The organism is Xenorhabdus mauleonii, from assembly GCF_900113945.1.
Taxonomy (GTDB): domain Bacteria; phylum Pseudomonadota; class Gammaproteobacteria; order Enterobacterales; family Enterobacteriaceae; genus Xenorhabdus; species Xenorhabdus mauleonii.
Genome location: NZ_FORG01000021.1, coordinates 1 through 20,766, shown reverse-complemented (window position 1 = coordinate 20,766; position 20,766 = coordinate 1). Strand labels below are relative to the sequence as shown.

Sequence of the window (20,766 nt, the reverse complement as noted above, 5' to 3'; positions counted from 1 at the left end):
ACGTTTTGCCAAAAAACTGGCTTCAAATTCAGCTTTATACGGGCCACAGTAAACCGCCACCATAAATGATTACCAATATCATTTATGGTGGCGGTTTAATCACAACCTGAAAAATAAGCCCTCAATGCAATTCTTCTGATATCAACGAATCATCAGACATCAAGAAAAAAACTGTTGGCTCATTTCCCTATCATTTGTTGCCATTATCTTTTAAACCCAACGCATCACGCATCGTGAAAAACAGATCAGTCTGGTCAGTCAAACCAACAACATTGGCAGCTTGTGGGCCATAAGCGGCAACGCGTAGCTGTGTACCTGTATGCCCCTGTTCATCTTTATCTTCTGATGTCGCATAATTGACTGTCATGATCCCGCCATCTTTAGTAATGAGAGAACGGGTTAAACCAGGTGATTTCATGTTAGGTTCGATAATCTGACTGGTGTGCGCATGATCAGCCGTCACAATAACCAACGTATCACCATGCTCTTTCGCAAATTTGAGGCCAACTTGAATGGCTTTATCTAATGAGACAGTTTCACCAATCTGTGCACAAGGGTTGGCCTTATGAGCCTGTTTATCAATCGAAGCACCTTCAACTTGCAGGAAAAAGCCATTTTCATTCTTTTTAAGTAAATCAATCGCTTTTTCTGTCATTTGCTCTAATGTCGGCGCATTAGGATCCAATTTAGAATTGATTTCACACTTGATTGGCGCTTCATTAATGTTACCGCGGTAAACCGCTTTTGGCCCTTGCCAAGCAACATCCATCGTTTCTTTATGGAAGAGACCCAATAGCGGCTTTTGTTGATTGGCTTCTTTAACGCTGGCTAATGATGCCGCATCAGTCACCCATTGATAACCTTGCTCCAGTGCCTGCTCTTTCAACGTCTTTCCTGCATTGGCACCGGATACTGACTTTTGATCGAAATATTTTGCACCGCCACCCAATGTCACATCAGCACGTGCCATCACTAATTGCTTAGTAATGGAACCTCTACCTCCATTTTCTACAGCATCTGTTGGACATTGTTTCGAAACTTCTTCTGGCCCATAGCACTTGCGCTGTGTCACATGTGCATACATAGCCGCTGGTGTTGCATCTTGCACTGTCGCTGTCGTCACATTTCCGGTTGCTTTACCGTTCTTTTTAGCCAACTCTAAAATAGTTTGGTGAGCTTGGCCGAAGACATCAATACCCACGGCACCGTTATACGTTTTGACTCCTGTTGCAAAGGCTGTGGCTGAAGCAGCAGAATCTGTAACATAATGAGGTTCATGAGTTTTCTTATTCAATGAATAAGTCGTGTATTGCCCAGTAAACGGCAATCCATCAATACCTTTAAAGGATCCTCCCGCACCTTCTGCATAATTACGCGCAATTGTTATTTCAGAATCTCCCATACCGTCACCAATGAACAAAATCACATTTTTAGCTTTAGTATTGTTCAATGCCGCTTTGAGTGCACCAGTCTGATCTTCAGTAAAACGGCGGGCGCCGCCAAATTTGGTGATATCACCCTGAGCTTCGCGCTGTTGCGCCACGATGTGATTCGAACTGCCAATTGCCCAACCTGAAACATTTGCTCCCATCATCAGTGTGATAGCCACAACAGCGGACAAGTTTTTTTTATGAAAACGCGGCATAGAGCTCCCTTATAATCAGATGAAAAAAAAGAAATTATTTTTAAATCATAAGGAGTGTAGGCATCTAAAATGACAGTTATTTGAACTTATAAAGACATTATAGTGACAAAGAATCTTCCCTTTCAGGCAAGGTAAGAAATAGGAAAGATGTCAAATGATTAAACTTGTCGATGATTACAACATTTTAAATAATGCATGTACCTAAATTCTTTTGAGGTATTTATCTAATGAATTCTCAATTAATTTTATGGCATAAACTCCAGCATCTTTTTGATTCAGCCGAAAATTTTGTGGCGAAACGTCTTCAGAGCAAACATAGCATTGGCATGTCTGAATACCGGGCATTGCATCTTCTATCCTCTGCTCCCAAAAGTGAGTTACGGATGCAGGAACTCGCGAGCTTATTAAATTTAAATCAAAGCTCAGTGAGTCGGTTGGTAGAAAGACTGGAACGCAATAATTATACATTCCGCGATACCTGCCTTGATGATAAGCGAAGGATTTATACTGTACTGACCAGTACCGGAAACGAGAAATACATTGAAGTTAAATCAGAATATGAAACAGCTATTCTTGAAGTATTGGAAGAACAAAAATCAGACTCTCTCAATAAGAAACTCATCGAAGCTATCTTTTCTGTTACCGGCTCACAAGATAATCTGCCATCCTGATGTTGAGTTTTAATAACCTTATATTTCAATCAATTAATGAGTTGCCTCGCCTTAGTCCCGACAAGGCAACTTCAAGCCTTTTCGCTATCACTCAACAGCTACTATCAATAGGCTGTCACTATCAATAACGCATAATAACTGACTTAAGTTCCGTATAATGCTCAATGAAAGCACTGCCAAACTCGCGACCCATTCCAGAAGATTTACTGCCGCCAAATGGGACAGCAGGATCGAGAAATGTGTGCATATTGATCCATAAAATACCCGCTTCAATCCGGGGGATCATACGCATCGCTTTACTCAGATCATTCGTCCACAAGCTGGCAGCCAGACCAAATGGTGTAGCATTCATCATGGCAACCAACGCTTCCTCATCATCGTAACTGAGGAAAGTGCCAATCGGCCCGAACGTTTCTTCTTTCATTAACGTATCTTCGGCACTCTTTGCTCTCACTATTGTTGGCGCGACAAAAAATCCCGGCCCTTCCAGCGCATGGCCTCCGTGAACAATTTCACAGCCTTCTTGGCGTGCTTTCTCAAACAGAGAGAGGATTTTTTCGTAATGCTCCCGATTTGCCAATGGCCCCATTTCTGTTGATTCATCAAATGGTGAGCCTATTTTCATTGCAGACAAACGCTCAGAGAGTTGTTCCAGCACCGCTTCCATATGAACGGATGGAATATAGAAACGTTCCGCCGCAGCGCAGATTTGCCCTTGGTAAACGTATCCCGCTTCCAATATGCCATCGACGATTTTTTCAACGCTCATATCTGACAGGAAAGCCGCCGCATTTTTGCCGCCAAGCTCCAGTGTTGTATGCTTGATTCCTTGTTCTAGCGCCGATTTTCCGACACTTACTCCCGTCGGAACAGAGCCTGTAAACGTCACTTTGGCACATTGAGGATGCTTGATCAGAGAAGCGCCGACCTGTGCGCCTGATCCATTAACGACATTGATCACGCCATCCGGGATCCCCGCTTCTGTTGCCAGCTCTGCTATACGCAGCATGGTCAAGGGAGTGTATTCACTGGGTTTCAGCACAATGGTACAGCCACTGGCTAATGCGGCGCCCAATTTCCAGATGGCAATCATAATGGAAAAATTCCACGGAATAATGCCAACAACAACCCCGACAGGTTCACGGCGGGTAAAGGCGTTGTATTTTTCCCCTTTGAATGACGGCAATGACACATTCAGCGTTTCACCACTGATTTTGCTGGCCCATCCGGCAAAATAGCGCAAATAATCACTGGATGCGCCAACATCCAACGCACGGGATAATTGAATGGGTTTACCGGAACATAAACTTTCCAGTTGTGCCAATTCCTCCCCATTTTTTTGCAATAAATCGGCCAACCTATTCAGGCAATTTCCCCGCTCGATGGGAGAAGTCTGCTCCCATACCCCGTGAAAAGCATCCGATGCGGCCTGCATTGCCTGATTAACCTCATTTTCCCCGCCTTGATTAACCGTTGCTATAACTTTTCCAGAAGCAGGGTTGATCACGGAGAACGTGGTATTTTCCTGGCTAAGAACTGAGACTCCATTAATATAGTGGCCATGTGGGCGTTGCAAAAAAGTTGTAACGCTTTCCAACAAATTAACTTCACTCATTATCTTCTCCTATCTAGCCGGACAGTTGCCCATTTACGCATGCCATATAGTGTTTGACGAAGCGCTCACTGGTGATTTCCCACAATATTTCTGTCCCTTTTGCCGCAAACCAAGAGTCACCTTTATGATATTCAACCATCTCTCCGGTTTTAATATTCGTCAGTTTCACGGAGCCTTCATGAACTGTTGCCATTTCATCGAAGGGATAGGTCATTTTAAATTTGCCCTTGGTGCAAGCGAAAATACCGCAGGTCAGATTATCCGTAGGCTCCCCAAATATCATCGCGCCGCTCGCCTGTGGGTCTCCCTCCACCACAATAGAACCAAGATTGGTGACACTGCCAAATGGCATTAATTCAGGAAGTGCTTTATCTAACAATAATGGCTTTATCATGACTTTCTACCTTTTAGTGTTTACCGTTCAAACAATATGTTTCAAACAATTCCTTTCAAACAATGCCTTTCAAACCATACTGTTAACAATGGAGAAAAGAAAAGCATTGAGCAGAGATAAAATTAAAGACGCCCCGTCCAATAACCTGACACCTGATGCCAAATCTTGCCGGCAGATAACAGGACATTCCTCAATTCATCTTTCCCAATGATATTGAGATGCGGGATTGAACTCAGTAGTGAGTAGCGATCAGATCCCTCGCTCATGCCTTCTGCCAGGACCTTGCAAATAATGTGGCTCGGAGTCACACCAAAACCTGAATAACCCTGAACATAGAACACATTGTCGTGGTTAGGCAGGGTGCCAATTTGCGGGAATAAATTAACGCTGCAAGCCATTGGGCCGCCCCATGCCAATTCTATTTTTACATCTTTCAGGTAGGGGAAGGTTTTCAGCATGATATTGCGGTTCCATGCTTTTAAATCGGAAGGCATGTATTCAATAAATTGCGTCGCACTACCATATAACAGGCGGTTTTCTTTGGTCACACGGTAGTAGTCGATGATAGGACTGATATCGCTGTAAGCCCCGCGAATCGGGCTGATCCTTTCAATGAGCTCATCTGACAGCTCTTCTGTCATTAGCTGGAAGGCGTAAGTATTGATCGTTTTTCGGTAAATAGTCGGTTCCAGCCCATTCAAAAATGAGTCACATGCCCACAGCATTTTACCGGCGCGCACAGATCCCATTGCTGTACGCACTGTGACTCTTGGGCCATATTCCACATTCAAAACTTGGCTGTTTTCGAAAATCTTGACGCCATATTCTGTCACCGCTTTGGCTTCACCCAACATCAGATTAAGTGAGTGAACATGCCCGCCTCCCATATGTTTTATTGCACAGGTATAGCGTTCTGAGCCGATGACTTTTTTAACATCTGCGCCAGTATAAAGCTCAATTTCTTCATCAGGTAAAGCCGAGCGGAATTCTTTCAACCAACTCTGCAATGTTTTTTCATGGCGTGCATTCCAGCCAAGATAAGCATAGCCGCGGCAAAAATCAGCCTGAATATCATATTTGGCGATTCGATCACGAATGATCCCTGCGCCCAAGCTGCTGATTTTGAATATTGTTTCTAAGCCCTTATCACCGACATGACGCCTGATCCTTTCTATATCATGGCCAATCCCTGTCATCACCTGCCCACCATTGCGGCCTGTACCGCCATATCCCAATGTCCGGCCTTCTAAGATCGCAATATTTGTGATGCCTTTTTCAGCAAGTTCCAATGCTGTATTGATACCGGAAAAACCGCCACCAATAATAACAACATCAACATCCAGATCTTCTTTCAGTGTTGGAAAGCGAAGATCATATTTCTTAGTTGCCGCATAGTATGTCAATGAATCTATTTCATTATTCATGTTATACCCCGTGAGCATCTGTTTTTTCCTTGACGATTACAGATAACGACCTTGTCACTCTGCATGTTCAAGAGTGTTTGTCATAACCATTGAATATTGGTTATTCAGATGTATCAACAAACACCAAAACAAAAATATTAATAAGTTAATGATATTGCATTCAGCAATCATATTCATATCGCTTTATCGGTATATATATGAATCATATGTGTCTAAAATGCTCAATTTATTTATTGTTTATATGTTAATCAAATCACAATTAATAAGAACTTAATCAATAATTAATATTTTTCCCGTTACGGTTTTGTGATGGTTTTCCGAGGAATTTTTCTAGTGATGAATTATTCTGAAAATAGATATTTACATTTAGTCACCAGTAAATGCGTGGCCAAAAAATTACTCGCAGAAACAATTAGTTGAGATATCCATTGGATTTCAAGGCGCGACGCAGCGGCAAGGGAACGAATTTGCCCAGCTCATTTTACCCAGCCAATAAAGCCGCAACTTGAAAAACGACAGGTATAAAAGGAGTAAACATGCTGCCGAAGAAAATTATCCTTGATTGCGATCCTGGACATGATGATGCCATTGCCCTCCTGCTTGCCCACGGAAACCCTGATATTGAACTGCTGGCTGTGACAACCGTCGTTGGTAATCAGCTTCTCGAAAAAGTGACCCACAACGCTCTTGCCGTTGCCCGCATAGCCAATATCCACAGTGTTCCTTTTGCCGCAGGATGCCATCGGCCGCTTGTGCGGGAAATTAAAACTGCGCCGGATATTCATGGTGAAACTGGTTTAGATGGCCCGATTTTGCCCGAGCCAACAATGAAATTAGATCCTCGCCATGCCGTTGATTTAATCATTGATGTGATTATGGAGAACCCACCCAAAACTGTGACCTTAGTTCCGACGGCCGGTTTAACAAATATCGCGATGGCAGCCCGCAAAGCGCCGCAGATTGTTGAACGTGTAAAGGAAGTTGTATTAATGGGAGGCGGCTATCACAAAGGCAATAGAAGTGCGGTTGGCGAATTCAATATCGTGATCGATCCAGAAGCTGCACATATTGTTTTTAATGAGAAGTGGCCATTGACTATGGTTGGTTTAGATCTTACGCATCAGGCTCAGGCGACACCTGATATTATTGAGGCAATTTCTCAGATTAAAACACGCCCCGCCCAATTCGTTTTGGATGCACTGCAATTTTACGGTGACAGATACCGTGAACACCAAGGCTTTGGCTATCCTCCCGTACATGACCCTTGTGCTGTCGCCTATGTGATCGATCCTGCTGTGATGACAACCCAAAAAGTTCCTGTCGATATCGAACTAACAGGAACCTTAACAACAGGAATGACTGTCGCTGATTTTCGTTATCCACCACCAGAAGATTGCCATACTCAAGTGGCCGTGAAGTTAGATCATGCCAAATTCTGGCAGCTGGTCATTGATGCTTTGAAAAACATTGGAGAAACAACCTATTGATGATTTCCTTTGGTCATTAACACCGTGTTTTTTCGGTGATGACCAAAGGCTTCTTTATCCAATCAACCGAATCCCCATCAGCAAGGCACTGCATAAAATCAGAAACAGCGTGGCATATTGAAATACTTTGTCAGACAATTGCTTCAACAAGTAATTGGCAAAAGGGATCCCCAATAAAGAGCCAGCAAACAAGATCAGCGCTAATCTCCAGTCAGTATGGCCGCCTTGTGCATAAGCAACAGCAGATGTTCCCGACAGCAGCATTGTGACAAAAAGAGATACGCCAATAGCCTGTTTGATAGTCATCCGTGCATAACGCAGCAAAAATGGCAGCACAACAATGCCCCCTCCAACACCGGTTGCGCCTAACAATAGCCCTGCCCCTGTACCGGGCAATAAGAGTGGCTTCATTGAGCCAGATTTGGGGATGATTTGTATTATCGGTTTCTCTGGTGCACGTATTCGACAGTAAAAAAGATACAGGGAAAACAGGATAGCCAATACGACCAACAGATTTATCCCCCACTCAATTTTCATTTGGTTATAGCTTGAATGGCTTAATGCAGTGACGCCATAACTTGCCAGCACCGTACCGGGTATCATGATCAAAAGAATTATCAAAGATTGGCGCAGGGGGATATTTCCCATGCGAAAGTGCATGTATGATGATGATATTTTCATCAACATGGATAGAAGATTAGCCGTAGCGACAGCAGCCAGTGCATCTAACCCAAAAAAATAGGTCAGAATAGGTAAAACCATCACACCACCACCAACGCCAGTCGTGCTGATAACCAGACCAATACCCGCACCAATTGCAAGCTCAGAAATTAATAACATTATTTTATTTCCAGCCGGAATCGAACCAAAACTCACCTGTTAACGAAACATTTTCCACATAATATGGCAAAAAGACATATCGTATTCAAAAAAAGAATATAGATATAGTTGCTGTTGCAACAAGCTCACAATGGATGGGAATGAGTCCCCGGAAGGATAGATAACCGTATATTTATCAAAACGGCAGCCGGGGTAAGCGCGTATTGCCAACAAAAATACGACTTAAAAGACGACGGGTAAAATTGTCGTCTGATGGTTTTAATGAGGAGGGAATAGGGTTTCGAAATCAAATAATTCTTTCAATTCAACTTGTAACCCGTTAGCAATCACATAGATGATTTCTAAAGTCGGATTTCTTACACCTCGTTCAATCCCACTTACGTATGTGCGATCTAGCCCGCATTTATCAGCAAAAGCTTCCTGTGACATCCCTGCCGCTTTCCTGAGATCTCTGATTCTTTGCCCAAAAAGGGATCTGATGTTGTTCGATGTTTTCATCCGATAAGTATCGATTCGTGTTACTTATCCGACCACGGACTATGAGTCACGTTTCAATCTGAGTTATGCTATGCTATGTGACTTATAGTCTACTGGTTAATAACTTACTTTTTAATTGAAAAAACGATAGATAATTGGAGATATTAAGGATGGAAAAAAAAGACTGGCATTCCGCCGATATTATCGCTGAGTTGAAAAAACGTGGAACAACGTTGTCAGAAGTCTCGCGAGCCGCGGGGCTTGCATCTTCAACCCTTGCTAATGCATTACAGCGACATTGGCCAAAAGGGGAGCGTCTTATCGCAGCGGCATTAGAGCGCACGCCAGAAGAAATATGGCCCTCGCGCTATGAAGGAAAATAACCACGAATAGAACCCAGCTTTGGCTGGGTTCATTTATCAGCATCTAACTGGCTAACTTTAACCCAATAATACCGGCAACAATCAGGACAAGACTAAACAACCTGGCAATATTTGCTGATTCGCCCAGAACCATAATGCCAAAAATGGCCGTACCGACTGCCCCTATGCCAGTCCACACTGCGTATGCCGTGCCTGCCGGTAAATTTTTCATGGCATAAGCCAGTAGCCCCACACTGACCATCATTGCGCTTAACGTAATGGCACTCGGTATCAAGCGTGAAAAACCTTGAGTATATTTCAGGCCGACAGCCCAGACGACTTCCAACAAGCCCGCAATAAGGAGGATAAACCAAGACATGCTTTTCCCTTTATCAGATGACAAATGGGGCCGTCCCCAGTGAGATGGCGTTTATTCGGGTCGTCCCGAATAACGATAAGAAATGAAAGGAAATTATAGCCATCTGGGCCAATGGCTTCAACAATGATAACCAATGTTCCACAACAAAAAAACCGCAGACTCTAGACGAAGAGGCCGCGGTTTTTTTAAAATAATCGATGCGGTTATTTCACGCGAGATACGTATTCGTTAGAACGGGTATCAACTTTGATAACTTCACCAATCTGAACAAACAAAGGTACTTTTACTACTGCACCAGTGCTCAGGGTTGCTGGTTTACCACCAGTACCAGCGGTATCGCCTTTCAAACCTGGATCAGTTTCAACTATTTCCAGCTCAACAAAGTTTGGTGGAGTTACAGCGATAGGGCGGCCATTCCACAGAGTCAGAATACATTCTGCCTGATCGATCAGCCACTTAGCATTGTCACCAACAGCTTTCTCATCCGCAGCCAGCTGCTCGAAAGTTTCGTTGTTCATGAAATGCCAGAATTCACCGTCGTTGTACAAATAGGTCAAGTTCATATCCATGACATCTGCACTTTCAACGGAATCTGTTGATTTAAAAGTTTTTTCCAGCAGTTTACCGGAAATCAGTTTACGAATACGAACGCGGGCAAACGCTTGACCTTTACCTGGTTTAACAAATTCACTGTCAAGAATAGCGCACGGCTCGCCATCTAACATGATTTTAAGACCTGAACGGAATTCATTGGTACTATAAGTAGCCATGGAGATCCTCTAATTTTTAACAAAATGGCATAGCCGAAAAAATGGCACACATTATAACCCACATTCCCCCTGTCAGAGAAGTCTGGCTACAACAACTTGCGGATGTTATTACTGATCCCAATGAGTTGTTGCAACTATTGTCCTTGGATGCGCATGCCATACTGAAAGAAGGTAATGAGGCAAAGCGGTTATTTCCTTTACGTGTGCCAAAAGCATTTGCAGCACGAATGAAAAAAGGCGATCCACGCGATCCCCTGCTATTGCAAGTCCTGACCGCCCGGGAAGAATTTGTCACAACGCCCGGTTTTTCCACTGATCCATTAGATGAACAAAAGAGTGTTGTTCCCGGATTGTTGCATAAATATCGCAACCGAGCCTTGTTATTGGTAAAAGGAGGCTGTGCGGTCAATTGCCGCTATTGTTTCCGTCGCCATTTTCCTTACGAAGACAACAAAGGCAATAAAAACAACTGGCAAATTGCGCTGGATTATATCGAACAACACACTGAGCTAAATGAGATTATATTCTCCGGCGGTGATCCGCTGATGGCCAAAGATCATGAGCTGGATTGGCTCATTAGCCGTATTGAGTCTATTCCCCACATTAAACGGTTGCGGATCCATACACGCCTACCCGTGGTGATCCCCGATCGCATCACCCCTGTACTCTGTCATCGTTTGGCCCAGTCCGATTTGCAAGTCATCATGGTGACGCATATCAACCATGCGAATGAAATTGATGATGCATTGCGGGAAAGTATGATGCGGCTTAAGCAGGCAGGTGTCACGCTTTTAAACCAAAGTGTGCTGCTGCGTGATATCAATAATGATGCTGATACACTGGCAGATTTAAGTAACACGCTTTTCGACGCAGGCATCTTGCCTTACTACATCCACGTTTTGGATAAAGTTCAAGGAGCAGCCCATTTTCTTGTGGAAGATGAAGAAGCAAGAGCGATCATGCGGGAACTCTTGACTAAAGTCTCTGGCTATCTGGTGCCAAAATTGACGCGGGAAATTGGTGGGGAACCCAGCAAAACACCGTTGGATTTAGGCCTAACCCAAGCCTAGTGGTATTTCTTATGCGGGTTAGTGGCTGATTAATTCTCCGCAATCATTGACGAACAACTATTATACCCAATGGATTTCAAGTTGCATCGCGGTGGCAAGGGAATTCATCCCCGGGAGCATAGATAACTATGTGACAAGGGTGGATGAGTGCAGCCAACAAAGAGGCAACTTGAAAGACCAAGGGTATAAATGGGCAGCGCACAGAAGCCAAATAGATACGTAACGTTAGATGTTACAAAGCATCCTTCTGAGCATTGCCCAAACAACTTTCTCACCAACCCCATCGATATTTTTCATCCAAATACAAATAACAGTACTGCCTCATCTACGGGGCTGTTTTATTATTCAGTCGTTGATGACTAAGGGCATTTATAGACTTGGCCTGCCATTTTGCTATCCAGAGGAACAAAACTGCCCAGTAAATTTTCAGATGGGCTGTTTGCGCCATAAATGACATTACCACCCAACTCAGCCGCTTTATTGCGTAAGTCATTTGCGGCACTGCGCATTGAGCTGCTTTCATTACTCACGCCATTAAGCCAATTGCTTTGGGTACCGACAACTTCACCCAATCGCTGACACTCATTGCCTGGTTGCTCATCCACAAAACGCACATTGGCGCCAGCAGAAGTCAATTGATGATTAGTCGTACATCCTGCCAACAACAATACGGATACACCGAGCCACATTTTAATTCGCATATCTTCCCTCATTGGTTATAGGAGCTTCTACCATGATGATAAATATACCCTTTTGAATGCAATTAAGACAAAAAAATAAAAAGGCGAGCATTTTTTATGCTCGCCTTCAAACTTTTATCCTAGTGGGTTGGGTAATTCCACCATCAGGATGAACAGCATTACATCATGCCGCCCATTCCACCCATGCCGCCCATGCCGCCAGCTGCGCCTAAGTCAGCTTTGTCTTCTTTAGGCAGCTCAGTCACCATTGCTTCAGTGGTGATCATCAGGCCAGCGATAGATGCTGCGAATTGCAGTGCAGAACGGGTTACTTTGGTTGGATCCAGAATACCCATGTCGATCATGTCGCCGTACTGTTCAGTTGCAGCGTTATAACCGTAGTTGTTCTGACCTGCTTTCACGTTGTTAACAACAACAGATGGCTCTTCGCCAGCATTGTCAACGATCTGACGCATTGGCGCTTCCATTGCACGCAGTGCAACACGGATGCCCACGTTCTGATCTTCGTTGTCGCCAGTCAGCTCAGTGATAGCAGCAGCTACACGAACCAGAGCAACACCACCACCAGCAACAACACCTTCTTCTACAGCCGCACGAGTTGCGTGCAGTGCATCGTCAACGCGAGCGCGTTTTTCTTTCATCTCAACTTCAGTCGCTGCACCTACTTTAATTACAGCAACACCGCCTGCCAGTTTAGCTACACGCTCTTGCAGTTTTTCACGGTCGTAATCAGAAGTAGATTCTTCGATTTGCTGACGGATTTGAGTAACGCGAGCAGCAATTGCGCTTTCTTCACCAACGCCATCAATGATAGTAGTGGTGTCTTTGTTGATAACAACGCGTTTAGCCTGACCCAGATCTTCCAGAGTTGCTTTTTCCAGCTCCAGACCGATCTCTTCAGAGATAACAGTACCGTTGGTCAGAGTAGCGATGTCTTGCAGCATTGCTTTACGGCGGTCACCGAAGCCAGGTGCTTTAACCGCAGCAACTTTCACGATACCACGCATGTTGTTAACAACCAGAGTTGCCAGCGCTTCGCCTTCTACGTCTTCAGCGATGATGATCAGAGGCTTGCTTGCTTTCGCTACGCCTTCCAGAACTGGCAGCAGTTCACGGATGTTGGAGATTTTCTTGTCAACCAGCAGAATGTATGGGTTTTCCAATTCTACAGAACCGGATTCTGGCTTGTTGATGAAATAAGGAGACAGGTAACCGCGGTCGAACTGCATACCTTCAACAACGTCCAGCTCGTCTTCCAGACCAGTACCTTCTTCAACGGTGATTACACCTTCTTTACCGACTTTGTCCATCGCTTCTGCGATAAGTTTACCTACAGTTTCGTCGGAGTTTGCAGAGATTGTACCAACCTGCGCAATAGCAGTGGAATCAGAGCAAGGTACGGACAGTTTTTTCAGTTCTTCAACTGCTGCAATAACCGCTTTATCGATACCACGCTTCAGATCCATTGGGTTCATACCCGCAGCAACAGCTTTCAGACCTTCGGTGACGATAGCTTGAGCCAGTACGGTTGCAGTAGTAGTACCATCGCCCGCAGCATCATTGGCTTTAGAGGCGACTTCTTTAACCATCTGAGCGCCCATGTTCTCGAATTTGTCTTCCAATTCGATTTCACGTGCTACAGATACACCGTCTTTAGTGATAACTGGTGCACCAAAAGATTTGTCCAAAACTACGTTACGGCCTTTAGGACCCAGAGTAACTTTAACCGCATCGGCCAGTACATTCACACCGCGCAGCATTTTACTGCGAGCATCATTACCAAATTTTACGTCTTTAGCTGCCATTGTTTCTTTCCTTTAAATTCGTTCTATTAAGAAGATCTAGCGTAAGAGATTCAATTACGCTTCAACAATTGCCAGAATGTCGCTTTCAGACATGATCAATACTTCTTCATTATCGATCTTTTCTGTTTTCACGCCGTAACCTTCATTAAAAATGACGGTATCACCCACTTTTACATCCAGCGCCTTCACTTCCCCACTTTCAAGGATGCGACCATTGCCAACTGCCAAGATTTCCCCACGGGTAGATTTGCCCGCAGCAGAGCCAGTCAGAACAATTCCGCCAGCGGATTTAGATTCAACTTCTGTACGCTTGACGATAACGCGGTCATGTAATGGACGAATTTTCATTGAGAGATCTCCTATAAATAAAGTCCATATCAGGTAAGAGGATTGATACCAGAACCCAACAGAACCAGTACCATGAAGCTACAAGTTGGGGCTTAAGGTTAGTACTTCAAGGGCAGACAGAAAAAAATATTTTACTTTTTTCTTACCTGTTGAAATTTTCACCCAAGCAAACACTGCTATTTTTTATCGTATTCACTGTCATGTTCGCTATTTTTGCGCTGATCATCAGATTTTTTATCATCCAATGTATGAGAAGAATCTTCTTGCCTGCGCTCATATTCGCCTTCAAAAGTTTGCCCTTTCTTATCATATCCACCGTAATTGCCTGAACCCTGAAAAGTGTTCGAACGGTAAAAATTAATATGGGGCAGCAACTTCATTGTTAGCAGTTTCTGTACGGGAGGCAGCAGTAGCAACAATCCAAGGAAATCAGTGAAGAAACCGGGCAGCAGCAATAAAAATCCCGCCATGACCAGCGACACACTTTTAATCGCATCTTCTGCGGGGCTTTCACCGGCAGCGATTTTTTGCTGCATTGACATGAATGTTTTGATGCCTTGGTTACGCACAAGGGATACGCCCACACAGGAAGTAAGAACAACCAGCAGCAAAGTCAGCAGCACCCCAATTTCAGAAGCAATGCGAACAAACAGGACGGATTCAATGTAAACCAGCAGGCATATCAGAATAAGTGGGAGCCAACGCACGTGGTTCTCCTTTCAATATTTATTGTCCACTCTATTAATCATTAACATTATGCGAAACCACATAATACGGTGTCAGATCATATAGTACGGGGGTTAGATCACATATGTGGGGATAGCAATGGCCGTTTTCAATACCTCATTTCGATACTTCAGTTGCTTGACTTTTCACTTCTGTAATTGTGACACCAGTCACACAAACGTCATTTCATTAATAAAATAGCACTATAAAGTGATCCAGGTTCAAGGCATTTATAATAAATCCACATATGATCGCGCCAACAATTTCGTGATAAGTGATTAATATCACGCCAGTTGTTGTCGGCAACATGAATTATTCAACAAACACATAATAGAACAGTAAACGTATCCAATTTTAAGAAGGTTCTCATGTCAAACAACATTCGTATCGAAGAAGACCTGTTAGGTAAACGAGAAGTCCCTGCTGAAGCCTATTACGGTATTCACACTCTACGTGCGATTGAAAATTTTTATATCAGTGACCGTACTATCAATGATGTTCCTGAGTTCATCCGTGGCATGGTTCTGGTGAAGAAAGCCGCGGCAATGGCGAACAAAGAACTTCATACAATTCCTGGGAAAATAGCGGACGTTATTGTTAAAGCTTGTGATGAGCTTCTCAACACAGGCAAGTGCATGGATCAATTCCCTGTTGATGTATTCCAAGGGGGAGCAGGTACCTCTCTGAACATGAATACCAACGAGGTACTGGCAAATATCGGTCTCGAATTGATGGGACACCAAAAAGGTGAATATGAGTTCCTGAACCCGAATGATCACCTGAACAGAAGCCAGTCAACCAACGATGCCTACCCTACTGGCTTCCGCATCGCTGTCTATAATTCACTGGTGCAATTGCTTGATTCTATTGAATTACTGAAAGCGGGCTTTGACAAAAAAACAGTTGAATTCGACGACATTCTGAAAATGGGCCGTACCCAGTTGCAAGATGCGGTTCCAATGACTCTGGGCCAAGAATTCCGTGCTTTCTCTATTTTGTTGAAAGAAGAAATCAAAAATATTACCCGTACGGCTGAACTGCTGCTGGAAGTCAACCTGGGTGCAACTGCGATTGGTACAGGTTTGAACACTGCACCAGGGTATCAGCAACTGGTTGTTGAAAAATTGGCCGAAGTGACTGGTTTGCCTTGTGTCCCAGCGGAAGACTTGATTGAAGCCACTTCCGACTGCGGCGCTTACGTCATGGTTCACGGTGCGTTAAAACGTCTGGCAGTTAAAATGTCCAAGATCTGTAACGACTTGCGTCTGTTGTCATCCGGTCCTCGCGCGGGCCTGAATGAAATCAACCTGCCAGAACTGCAAGCCGGTTCTTCCATCATGCCAGCTAAAGTCAACCCAGTGGTACCAGAAGTTGTTAACCAAGTTTGCTTCAAAGTCATTGGTAACGATACTTGTATCACAATGGCCGCAGAAGCAGGCCAGTTGCAGCTTAACGTAATGGAACCAGCAATTGGTCAGGCGATGTTTGAATCAATGTCTATCCTGAGCAATGCATGCCGCAACCTGGTTGAAAAATGCGTTAACGGCATTACTGCCAACAAAGAAGTTTGCGAAAGTTTTGTATTCAACTCTATCGGCATCGTCACTTATCTGAATCCATTCATCGGCCACCACAATGGCGATATCGTAGGTAAGATCTGTGCTGAAACCGGCAAGAGCGTACGCGAAGTTGTACTGGAGCGAGGCTTGCTGACTGAGTCTGAGTTAGATGATATTTTCTCCGTTGAAAACTTAAAACATCCAACTTATAAAGCAAAACGTTTTGATGACTAATTAAATGCTTATAATAACAAGCTCGTCTTAATTACTAAGGCACGCAATTCCAACCGGAAGCGTGCCTTTTTAATTTGCTGCAAACACAAAGTATTAACCATAAATTTTCATAAGACTAAATAAATGAAGGAGTATTTAACATGTTAGCCGTAGAATTGGTGATTGTTCTGCTGGCCATTTTTCTGGGGGCAAGATTAGGGGGGATTGGTATTGGCTTTGCAGGTGGTATCGGGGTTCTGGCCCTTGCTGTCATTGGTGTTAAGCCAGGTTCCATTCCATTTGATGTTATCTCAATTATTATGGCCGTTATCGCTGCGATATCAGCCATGCAAGTGGCTGGGGGGCTGGACTATCTCGTTCAGCAAACTGAAAAATTACTGCGCAGGAATCCTAAATACATCACAATCCTGGCACCTATCGTCACGTATTTTCTGACTTTATTTGCAGGGACAGGGAACATCTCACTGGCAACATTGCCGGTTATTGCGGAAGTCGCTAAAGAGCAAGGCATAAAACCGTGCCGCCCACTCTCCACCGCAGTTGTTGCAGCCCAGATAGGGATCACCGCGTCCCCGATTTCGGCCGCGGTTGTTTACATGGCCTCTATCATGGAAGGACAAGGCATCAGCTATATTCACCTGCTTATGGTGTTGCTGCCCTCAACGCTTTGCGCCATCATCCTTATGTCATTCATCATTTCATGGTGCTTCGATTCCAAGCTGTCAAATGATCCTACCTACCAAAAACGCCTTGCGGATGGCCTGGTAGAAATGCGTGGTGCCAGCGAGATTCAAATTAAACCTAAAGCAAAACTGTCTGTTTTGTTGTTCCTGCTGGGCGTTATCGGCGTTGTTATTTATGCCATTATCAATAGCCCAAGCATTGGATTGGTTGAAAAACCGCTGATGAACACCACCAATGCAATCCTGATCATTATGCTCAGTGTTGCCACCCTCACCACCATTATTTGCTCCGTTGATACCGATGCCATCTTGAACTCAAGTACCTTTAAAGCAGGCATGAGCGCATGTATCTGTATTCTAGGTGTCGCGTGGCTGGGGGATACGTTTGTACAGGCCAACATTCATTGGATAAAAGAAACCGCAGGCAGCCTGATTCATGCTCAACCGTGGTTACTGGCTGTTATTTTCTTCTTCTGTTCAGCTTTACTCTATTCACAGGCCGCAACCGCTAAGGCACTAATGCCAATGGCTTTGGCACTGCATGTTACACCATTAACGGCAATCGCCTCTTTCTCGGCTGTGTCTGGTTTGTTTATCCTGCCAACTTATCCGACACTGGTTGCTGCCGTGCAGATGGATGATACCGGTACAACCCGTATCGGTCGCTTTGTATTCAATCATCCATTCTTTATCCCCGGCACTATCGCCGTTATTTTGGCGGTCACCTTTGGGTTCCTGTTTGGTGGCATCATCCTGTAACTTCACAAGATCAACAAAGTGAAAAATCATTATCTCAGGGGCTAACATGCTCCTGAGATATTCCCGCCCCTGAATATTTTTCTATCAAAAAACAACATTGTATTAATATTAATCAAGTGGCTTTCTGCCATGACCGTCATCGGTTATAGTGCAGACTGTGACGAATTTTACGAATGAAACCCACGATACAGGCAGGCTAAAAATTGCTTATGATGAAACGTATTCTCATGTTTTTTCTACTGTTCAGCGCTATCGCTCTTTCTCCTATCAAAGCCAGTGCGCTATTTGAGCAACCAGGGCAAAATATCTACCTTCCTGCTGAAAGGGCATTTGTGTTTGATTTTCAGCAAAAAGGAAATGATCTCACGTTAAATTGGGACATTAAACCTGGTTATTATCTCTACCGAGAACAGTTCAAAATAATTCCGACACAGGCATCGTTAGGCCAAATAGACTATGCCAAAGGTACGGATCATGAAGATGAGTTCTTCGGGAAGACCGAAGTTTATTTTCAATCAGCACACATTAATATTCCTATTCTGTCAGCCTCCAACGATTCCTCTTTGCAGGTAACCTATCAAGGATGCGCAGAAGCGGGTTATTGTTATCCCCCTGAAACGCTGACCGTACCATTGCAAGCTGTAGCGGCGGCGTCATTGCCAAATAATCCGGCGCCACTCAATAATAGTGAAACCACAGCGTCGCCCGATACCGCGGCATCTCAAGAAGCATTATCCTCAAAAGGCGCCTTACCGCAGGAAACACCTGATAACCAAAATCATGACGTGCCATTCTCACCTTTATGGGCAATCTTGATTGGTATCGGCATTGGATTTACGCCTTGCATTTTGCCCATGTACCCGCTGATTTCCAGCATCATTTTAGGGCCAAAACGACCTGAGAGCTTGAAACGCATCTTCTGGCTTGCCATGAGCTACGTCCAAGGTATGGCACTTACTTATACCGCACTTGGATTGGTTGTCGCCGCTGCCGGGTTACAGTTTCAAGCTGCCCTGCAAAACCCTTACATCCTGGTCGGGCTGTCAGTGCTGTTTATTCTGTTGGCCTTATCAATGTTTGAGCTGTACAACTTGCAACTCCCCTCTTCACTCCAAACCCGATTGGTCAATTGGAGCAATCAACAGCAAAGCGGTTCCTACATCGGCGTATTTGTCATGGGTGCCTTAGCGGGGCTTATCGCATCACCCTGCACTACCGCACCTCTCAGCGCCATCTTGCTCTATATTGCACAAACCGGTGACACATTCTTTGGGGGCGTGACTCTTTATCTTTATGCACTGGGCATGGGAATACCGCTTATCGCCGTCACGTTGTTCGGCCATAAACTCCTGCCGCGCAGTGGCCCGTGGATGCAATATGTCAAAGAAGCATTCGGCTTTATTATTCTGGCACTGCCTGTATTCCTGCTGGAACGAGTGCTCGGTGATACATGGGGAATCCGGTTATGGAGTATGTTGGCAGTCTCCTTCCTTATCTGGGCATTCTCCCTGACACTAAACAGCAAAAATGGCTGGTTGCGAACCTTGCAGATAATTTTGCTGGCACTTGCGCTGATTGCATCGCGCCCTTTACAAGACTGGGTATGGGGCAGCCCGACCGCAGAGCAACAAAAAGCATCAATAAAATTCCAACAAATCAGTGATTGGCAAGAATTAAGCCAGATTTTAGCGGAAAAACGCGGCCAGCCGATTATGCTGGATCTCTATGCAGATTGGTGCGTCGCCTGCAAAGAGTTTGAAAAATACACTTTCAGTGATCCCCAAGTGCAGGCACAATTAAGTCAGTTTCTCTTATTACAAGCAGATGTCACCGATAACGGGCCAAAACAAAAAGAATTACTGCAAAAACTAAAGGTACTGGGGCTTCCTACTATCTTATTTTTTGACGCTCAAGGAAATGAACCAACCAACGCCCGGGTCAATGGATTCATGAATGCAGAACGTTTTGAACAACACATACAACAACTACAACATTTGCAACAGCAATAATATTTGCAACAACAGTAACTAGGAAGGAGAGCCGCCGTGCAACGTGAATACGTGCTTAGCAATGTCCTAAACTCACTAGAGCAACATGGTCTGTCAGCGACATTGGAGACACTTTTAACTCCCCTTGATATTAATATCGACCATATACAACATTTTTGGCCTGATCGTGAGGCTTTGCTCTACGACTGCCTGCGTTATCACAGCCAGCAGATTGAAATTTGGCAACGTCAAATTCTGCTGGATGAATCCCTGACGCCAGAACAAAAATTATTGGTGCGGTACGATACCCTCAAAGAAAAAGTACTGGAACAACGCTATCCCGGCTGCTTATTTATTGCCGCCTGTAGCGCCTTCCCTGAAGCTGATCATCCAATCCACCAATTGGCAGAACTGCAAAAGCAAAATTCATTCTCCTACACAGTGGAGTTGTTGCAACAACTTGATATCGACGACAACGAGCAAGTTGCCAAACAGATGGAACTTATCCTTGAAGGATGTCTCAGTAAGCTATTAGTGAAAAGAAATATTGATGATGTGAACACAGCAAAACTGCTGGCTCAGGATATTTTAACCATCGCAGCATGCCGAAAAAATGGTGCATTGAGTTGATAAAAAATGAGCAAAGCTGAATAACCATACCGGTTTGGTATAAAAATACAGCAAACAATCAATTTTCATCATTTTTTTACAGAAAGTGTTTGACGGATTGGGGCGAATACGGTTTAATGCGCCCCGTTAGCCCGGATAGCTCAGTCGGTAGAGCAGGGGATTGAAAATCCCCGTGTCGGTGGTTCGATTCCGCCTCCGG

Annotated in this window: 20 protein-coding genes; 8 read left to right on the top strand and 12 right to left on the bottom strand. The window is 44.4% G+C overall.

Annotated features, from left to right (window positions below; all coding sequences use genetic code 11):
- Nucleotides 1-190: 190 nt before the first annotated feature.
- A complete protein-coding gene (gene phoA / locus BM100_RS16815) occupies nt 191-1,645 on the bottom strand; it encodes an alkaline phosphatase (RefSeq protein ID WP_092513039.1) in 1,455 nt (484 codons plus the stop codon).
- A 227-nt stretch (nt 1,646-1,872) separates the two neighbouring features.
- Between phoA and BM100_RS16810 the strand changes: the two genes are divergently transcribed.
- On the top strand, nt 1,873-2,316 hold the full coding sequence (locus tag BM100_RS16810) for a MarR family winged helix-turn-helix transcriptional regulator (RefSeq protein WP_092513037.1): 444 nt from the start codon (nt 1,873-1,875) through the stop codon (nt 2,314-2,316).
- Nucleotides 2,317-2,437: 121 nt separating this feature from the next.
- Here BM100_RS16810 and BM100_RS16805 read toward each other — a convergent pair whose 3' ends face one another.
- The 3 genes from BM100_RS16805 to BM100_RS16795 form a co-directional block, all read right to left on the bottom strand.
- On the bottom strand, nt 2,438-3,931 hold the full coding sequence (locus BM100_RS16805; protein WP_092513035.1) for an aldehyde dehydrogenase family protein: 1,494 nt from the start codon (nt 3,929-3,931) through the stop codon (nt 2,438-2,440).
- Between the two features lie 13 nt (nt 3,932-3,944).
- Complete coding sequence (locus BM100_RS16800) at nt 3,945-4,325, bottom strand: cupin domain-containing protein (RefSeq protein ID WP_092513033.1); 381 nt, start codon at nt 4,323-4,325, stop codon at nt 3,945-3,947.
- Between the two features lie 122 nt (nt 4,326-4,447).
- Nucleotides 4,448-5,749 (bottom strand): NAD(P)/FAD-dependent oxidoreductase, encoded by a 1,302-nt coding sequence (locus BM100_RS16795; RefSeq protein WP_092513133.1) that lies wholly within the window; start codon nt 5,747-5,749, stop codon nt 4,448-4,450.
- Nucleotides 5,750-6,285: 536 nt separating this feature from the next.
- Here BM100_RS16795 and uriH point away from each other — a divergent pair.
- Complete coding sequence (gene uriH / locus BM100_RS16790; RefSeq protein ID WP_092513031.1) at nt 6,286-7,236, top strand: uridine-preferring nucleoside hydrolase UriH; 951 nt, start codon at nt 6,286-6,288, stop codon at nt 7,234-7,236.
- Between the two features lie 54 nt (nt 7,237-7,290).
- Here uriH and BM100_RS16785 read toward each other — a convergent pair whose 3' ends face one another.
- Together BM100_RS16785 and BM100_RS16780 are read right to left on the bottom strand one after the other, a co-directional pair.
- The gene (locus BM100_RS16785) at nt 7,291-8,076 is read right to left on the bottom strand and encodes a sulfite exporter TauE/SafE family protein (RefSeq protein ID WP_092513029.1); all 786 of its coding nucleotides are present in this window, start codon (nt 8,074-8,076) and stop codon (nt 7,291-7,293) included.
- A 258-nt stretch (nt 8,077-8,334) separates the two neighbouring features.
- Nucleotides 8,335-8,505 carry a helix-turn-helix domain-containing protein gene (locus BM100_RS16780; protein ID WP_319928277.1) on the bottom strand — a complete coding sequence of 57 codons (171 nt, stop codon included), beginning with the start codon at nt 8,503-8,505 and terminating at the stop codon, nt 8,335-8,337.
- A gap of 218 nt (nt 8,506-8,723) precedes the next feature.
- Between BM100_RS16780 and BM100_RS16775 the strand changes: the two genes are divergently transcribed.
- Entirely contained in the window at nt 8,724-8,936 is a 213-nt protein-coding gene (locus BM100_RS16775; RefSeq protein WP_092513025.1) for a helix-turn-helix domain-containing protein, read from the top strand.
- Between the two features lie 43 nt (nt 8,937-8,979).
- Here BM100_RS16775 and sugE read toward each other — a convergent pair whose 3' ends face one another.
- Together sugE and efp are read right to left on the bottom strand one after the other, a co-directional pair.
- On the bottom strand, nt 8,980-9,294 hold the full coding sequence (sugE, locus tag BM100_RS16770; RefSeq protein ID WP_092513023.1) for a quaternary ammonium compound efflux SMR transporter SugE: 315 nt from the start codon (nt 9,292-9,294) through the stop codon (nt 8,980-8,982).
- Nucleotides 9,295-9,497: 203 nt separating this feature from the next.
- Nucleotides 9,498-10,064 carry an elongation factor P gene (gene efp / locus BM100_RS16760; protein WP_092513019.1) on the bottom strand — a complete coding sequence of 189 codons (567 nt, stop codon included), beginning with the start codon at nt 10,062-10,064 and terminating at the stop codon, nt 9,498-9,500.
- Nucleotides 10,065-10,105: 41 nt separating this feature from the next.
- Here efp and epmB point away from each other — a divergent pair, with 41 nt between their 5' ends.
- Nucleotides 10,106-11,134, top strand: coding sequence for an EF-P beta-lysylation protein EpmB (gene epmB / locus BM100_RS16755; protein ID WP_092513017.1), 1,029 nt, complete (start codon nt 10,106-10,108; stop codon nt 11,132-11,134).
- A 359-nt stretch (nt 11,135-11,493) separates the two neighbouring features.
- Here the strand turns inward: epmB and BM100_RS16750 are convergent, their stop codons facing one another.
- The 4 genes from BM100_RS16750 to BM100_RS16735 form a co-directional block, all read right to left on the bottom strand.
- On the bottom strand, nt 11,494-11,835 hold the full coding sequence (locus tag BM100_RS16750; RefSeq protein ID WP_092513015.1) for a DUF4156 domain-containing protein: 342 nt from the start codon (nt 11,833-11,835) through the stop codon (nt 11,494-11,496).
- A 158-nt stretch (nt 11,836-11,993) separates the two neighbouring features.
- The gene (gene groL / locus BM100_RS16745; RefSeq protein WP_092513013.1) at nt 11,994-13,640 is read right to left on the bottom strand and encodes a chaperonin GroEL; all 1,647 of its coding nucleotides are present in this window, start codon (nt 13,638-13,640) and stop codon (nt 11,994-11,996) included.
- 54 nt (nt 13,641-13,694) lie between these two features.
- The gene (locus tag BM100_RS16740) at nt 13,695-13,988 is read right to left on the bottom strand and encodes a co-chaperone GroES (RefSeq protein WP_092513011.1); all 294 of its coding nucleotides are present in this window, start codon (nt 13,986-13,988) and stop codon (nt 13,695-13,697) included.
- Nucleotides 13,989-14,164: 176 nt separating this feature from the next.
- Nucleotides 14,165-14,695, bottom strand: a complete 531-nt coding sequence (locus BM100_RS16735; RefSeq protein WP_092513008.1) for an FxsA family protein — start codon at nt 14,693-14,695, stop codon at nt 14,165-14,167.
- Between the two features lie 387 nt (nt 14,696-15,082).
- Between BM100_RS16735 and aspA the strand changes: the two genes are divergently transcribed.
- The 4 genes from aspA to dicD all read left to right on the top strand — a co-directional run bounded on the left by aspA (nt 15,083) and on the right by dicD (nt 20,567).
- Nucleotides 15,083-16,507 carry an aspartate ammonia-lyase gene (aspA, locus tag BM100_RS16730; RefSeq protein ID WP_092513006.1) on the top strand — a complete coding sequence of 475 codons (1,425 nt, stop codon included), beginning with the start codon at nt 15,083-15,085 and terminating at the stop codon, nt 16,505-16,507.
- Between the two features lie 140 nt (nt 16,508-16,647).
- On the top strand, nt 16,648-17,949 hold the full coding sequence (locus tag BM100_RS16725) for an anaerobic C4-dicarboxylate transporter (protein ID WP_092513004.1): 1,302 nt from the start codon (nt 16,648-16,650) through the stop codon (nt 17,947-17,949).
- Nucleotides 17,950-18,158: 209 nt separating this feature from the next.
- The gene (locus BM100_RS16720; protein WP_092513002.1) at nt 18,159-19,958 is read left to right on the top strand and encodes a protein-disulfide reductase DsbD; all 1,800 of its coding nucleotides are present in this window, start codon (nt 18,159-18,161) and stop codon (nt 19,956-19,958) included.
- 36 nt (nt 19,959-19,994) lie between these two features.
- Nucleotides 19,995-20,567 carry a division control transcriptional repressor DicD gene (gene dicD, locus BM100_RS16715; RefSeq protein ID WP_092513000.1) on the top strand — a complete coding sequence of 191 codons (573 nt, stop codon included), beginning with the start codon at nt 19,995-19,997 and terminating at the stop codon, nt 20,565-20,567.
- Nucleotides 20,568-20,766: the final 199 nt, after the last annotated feature.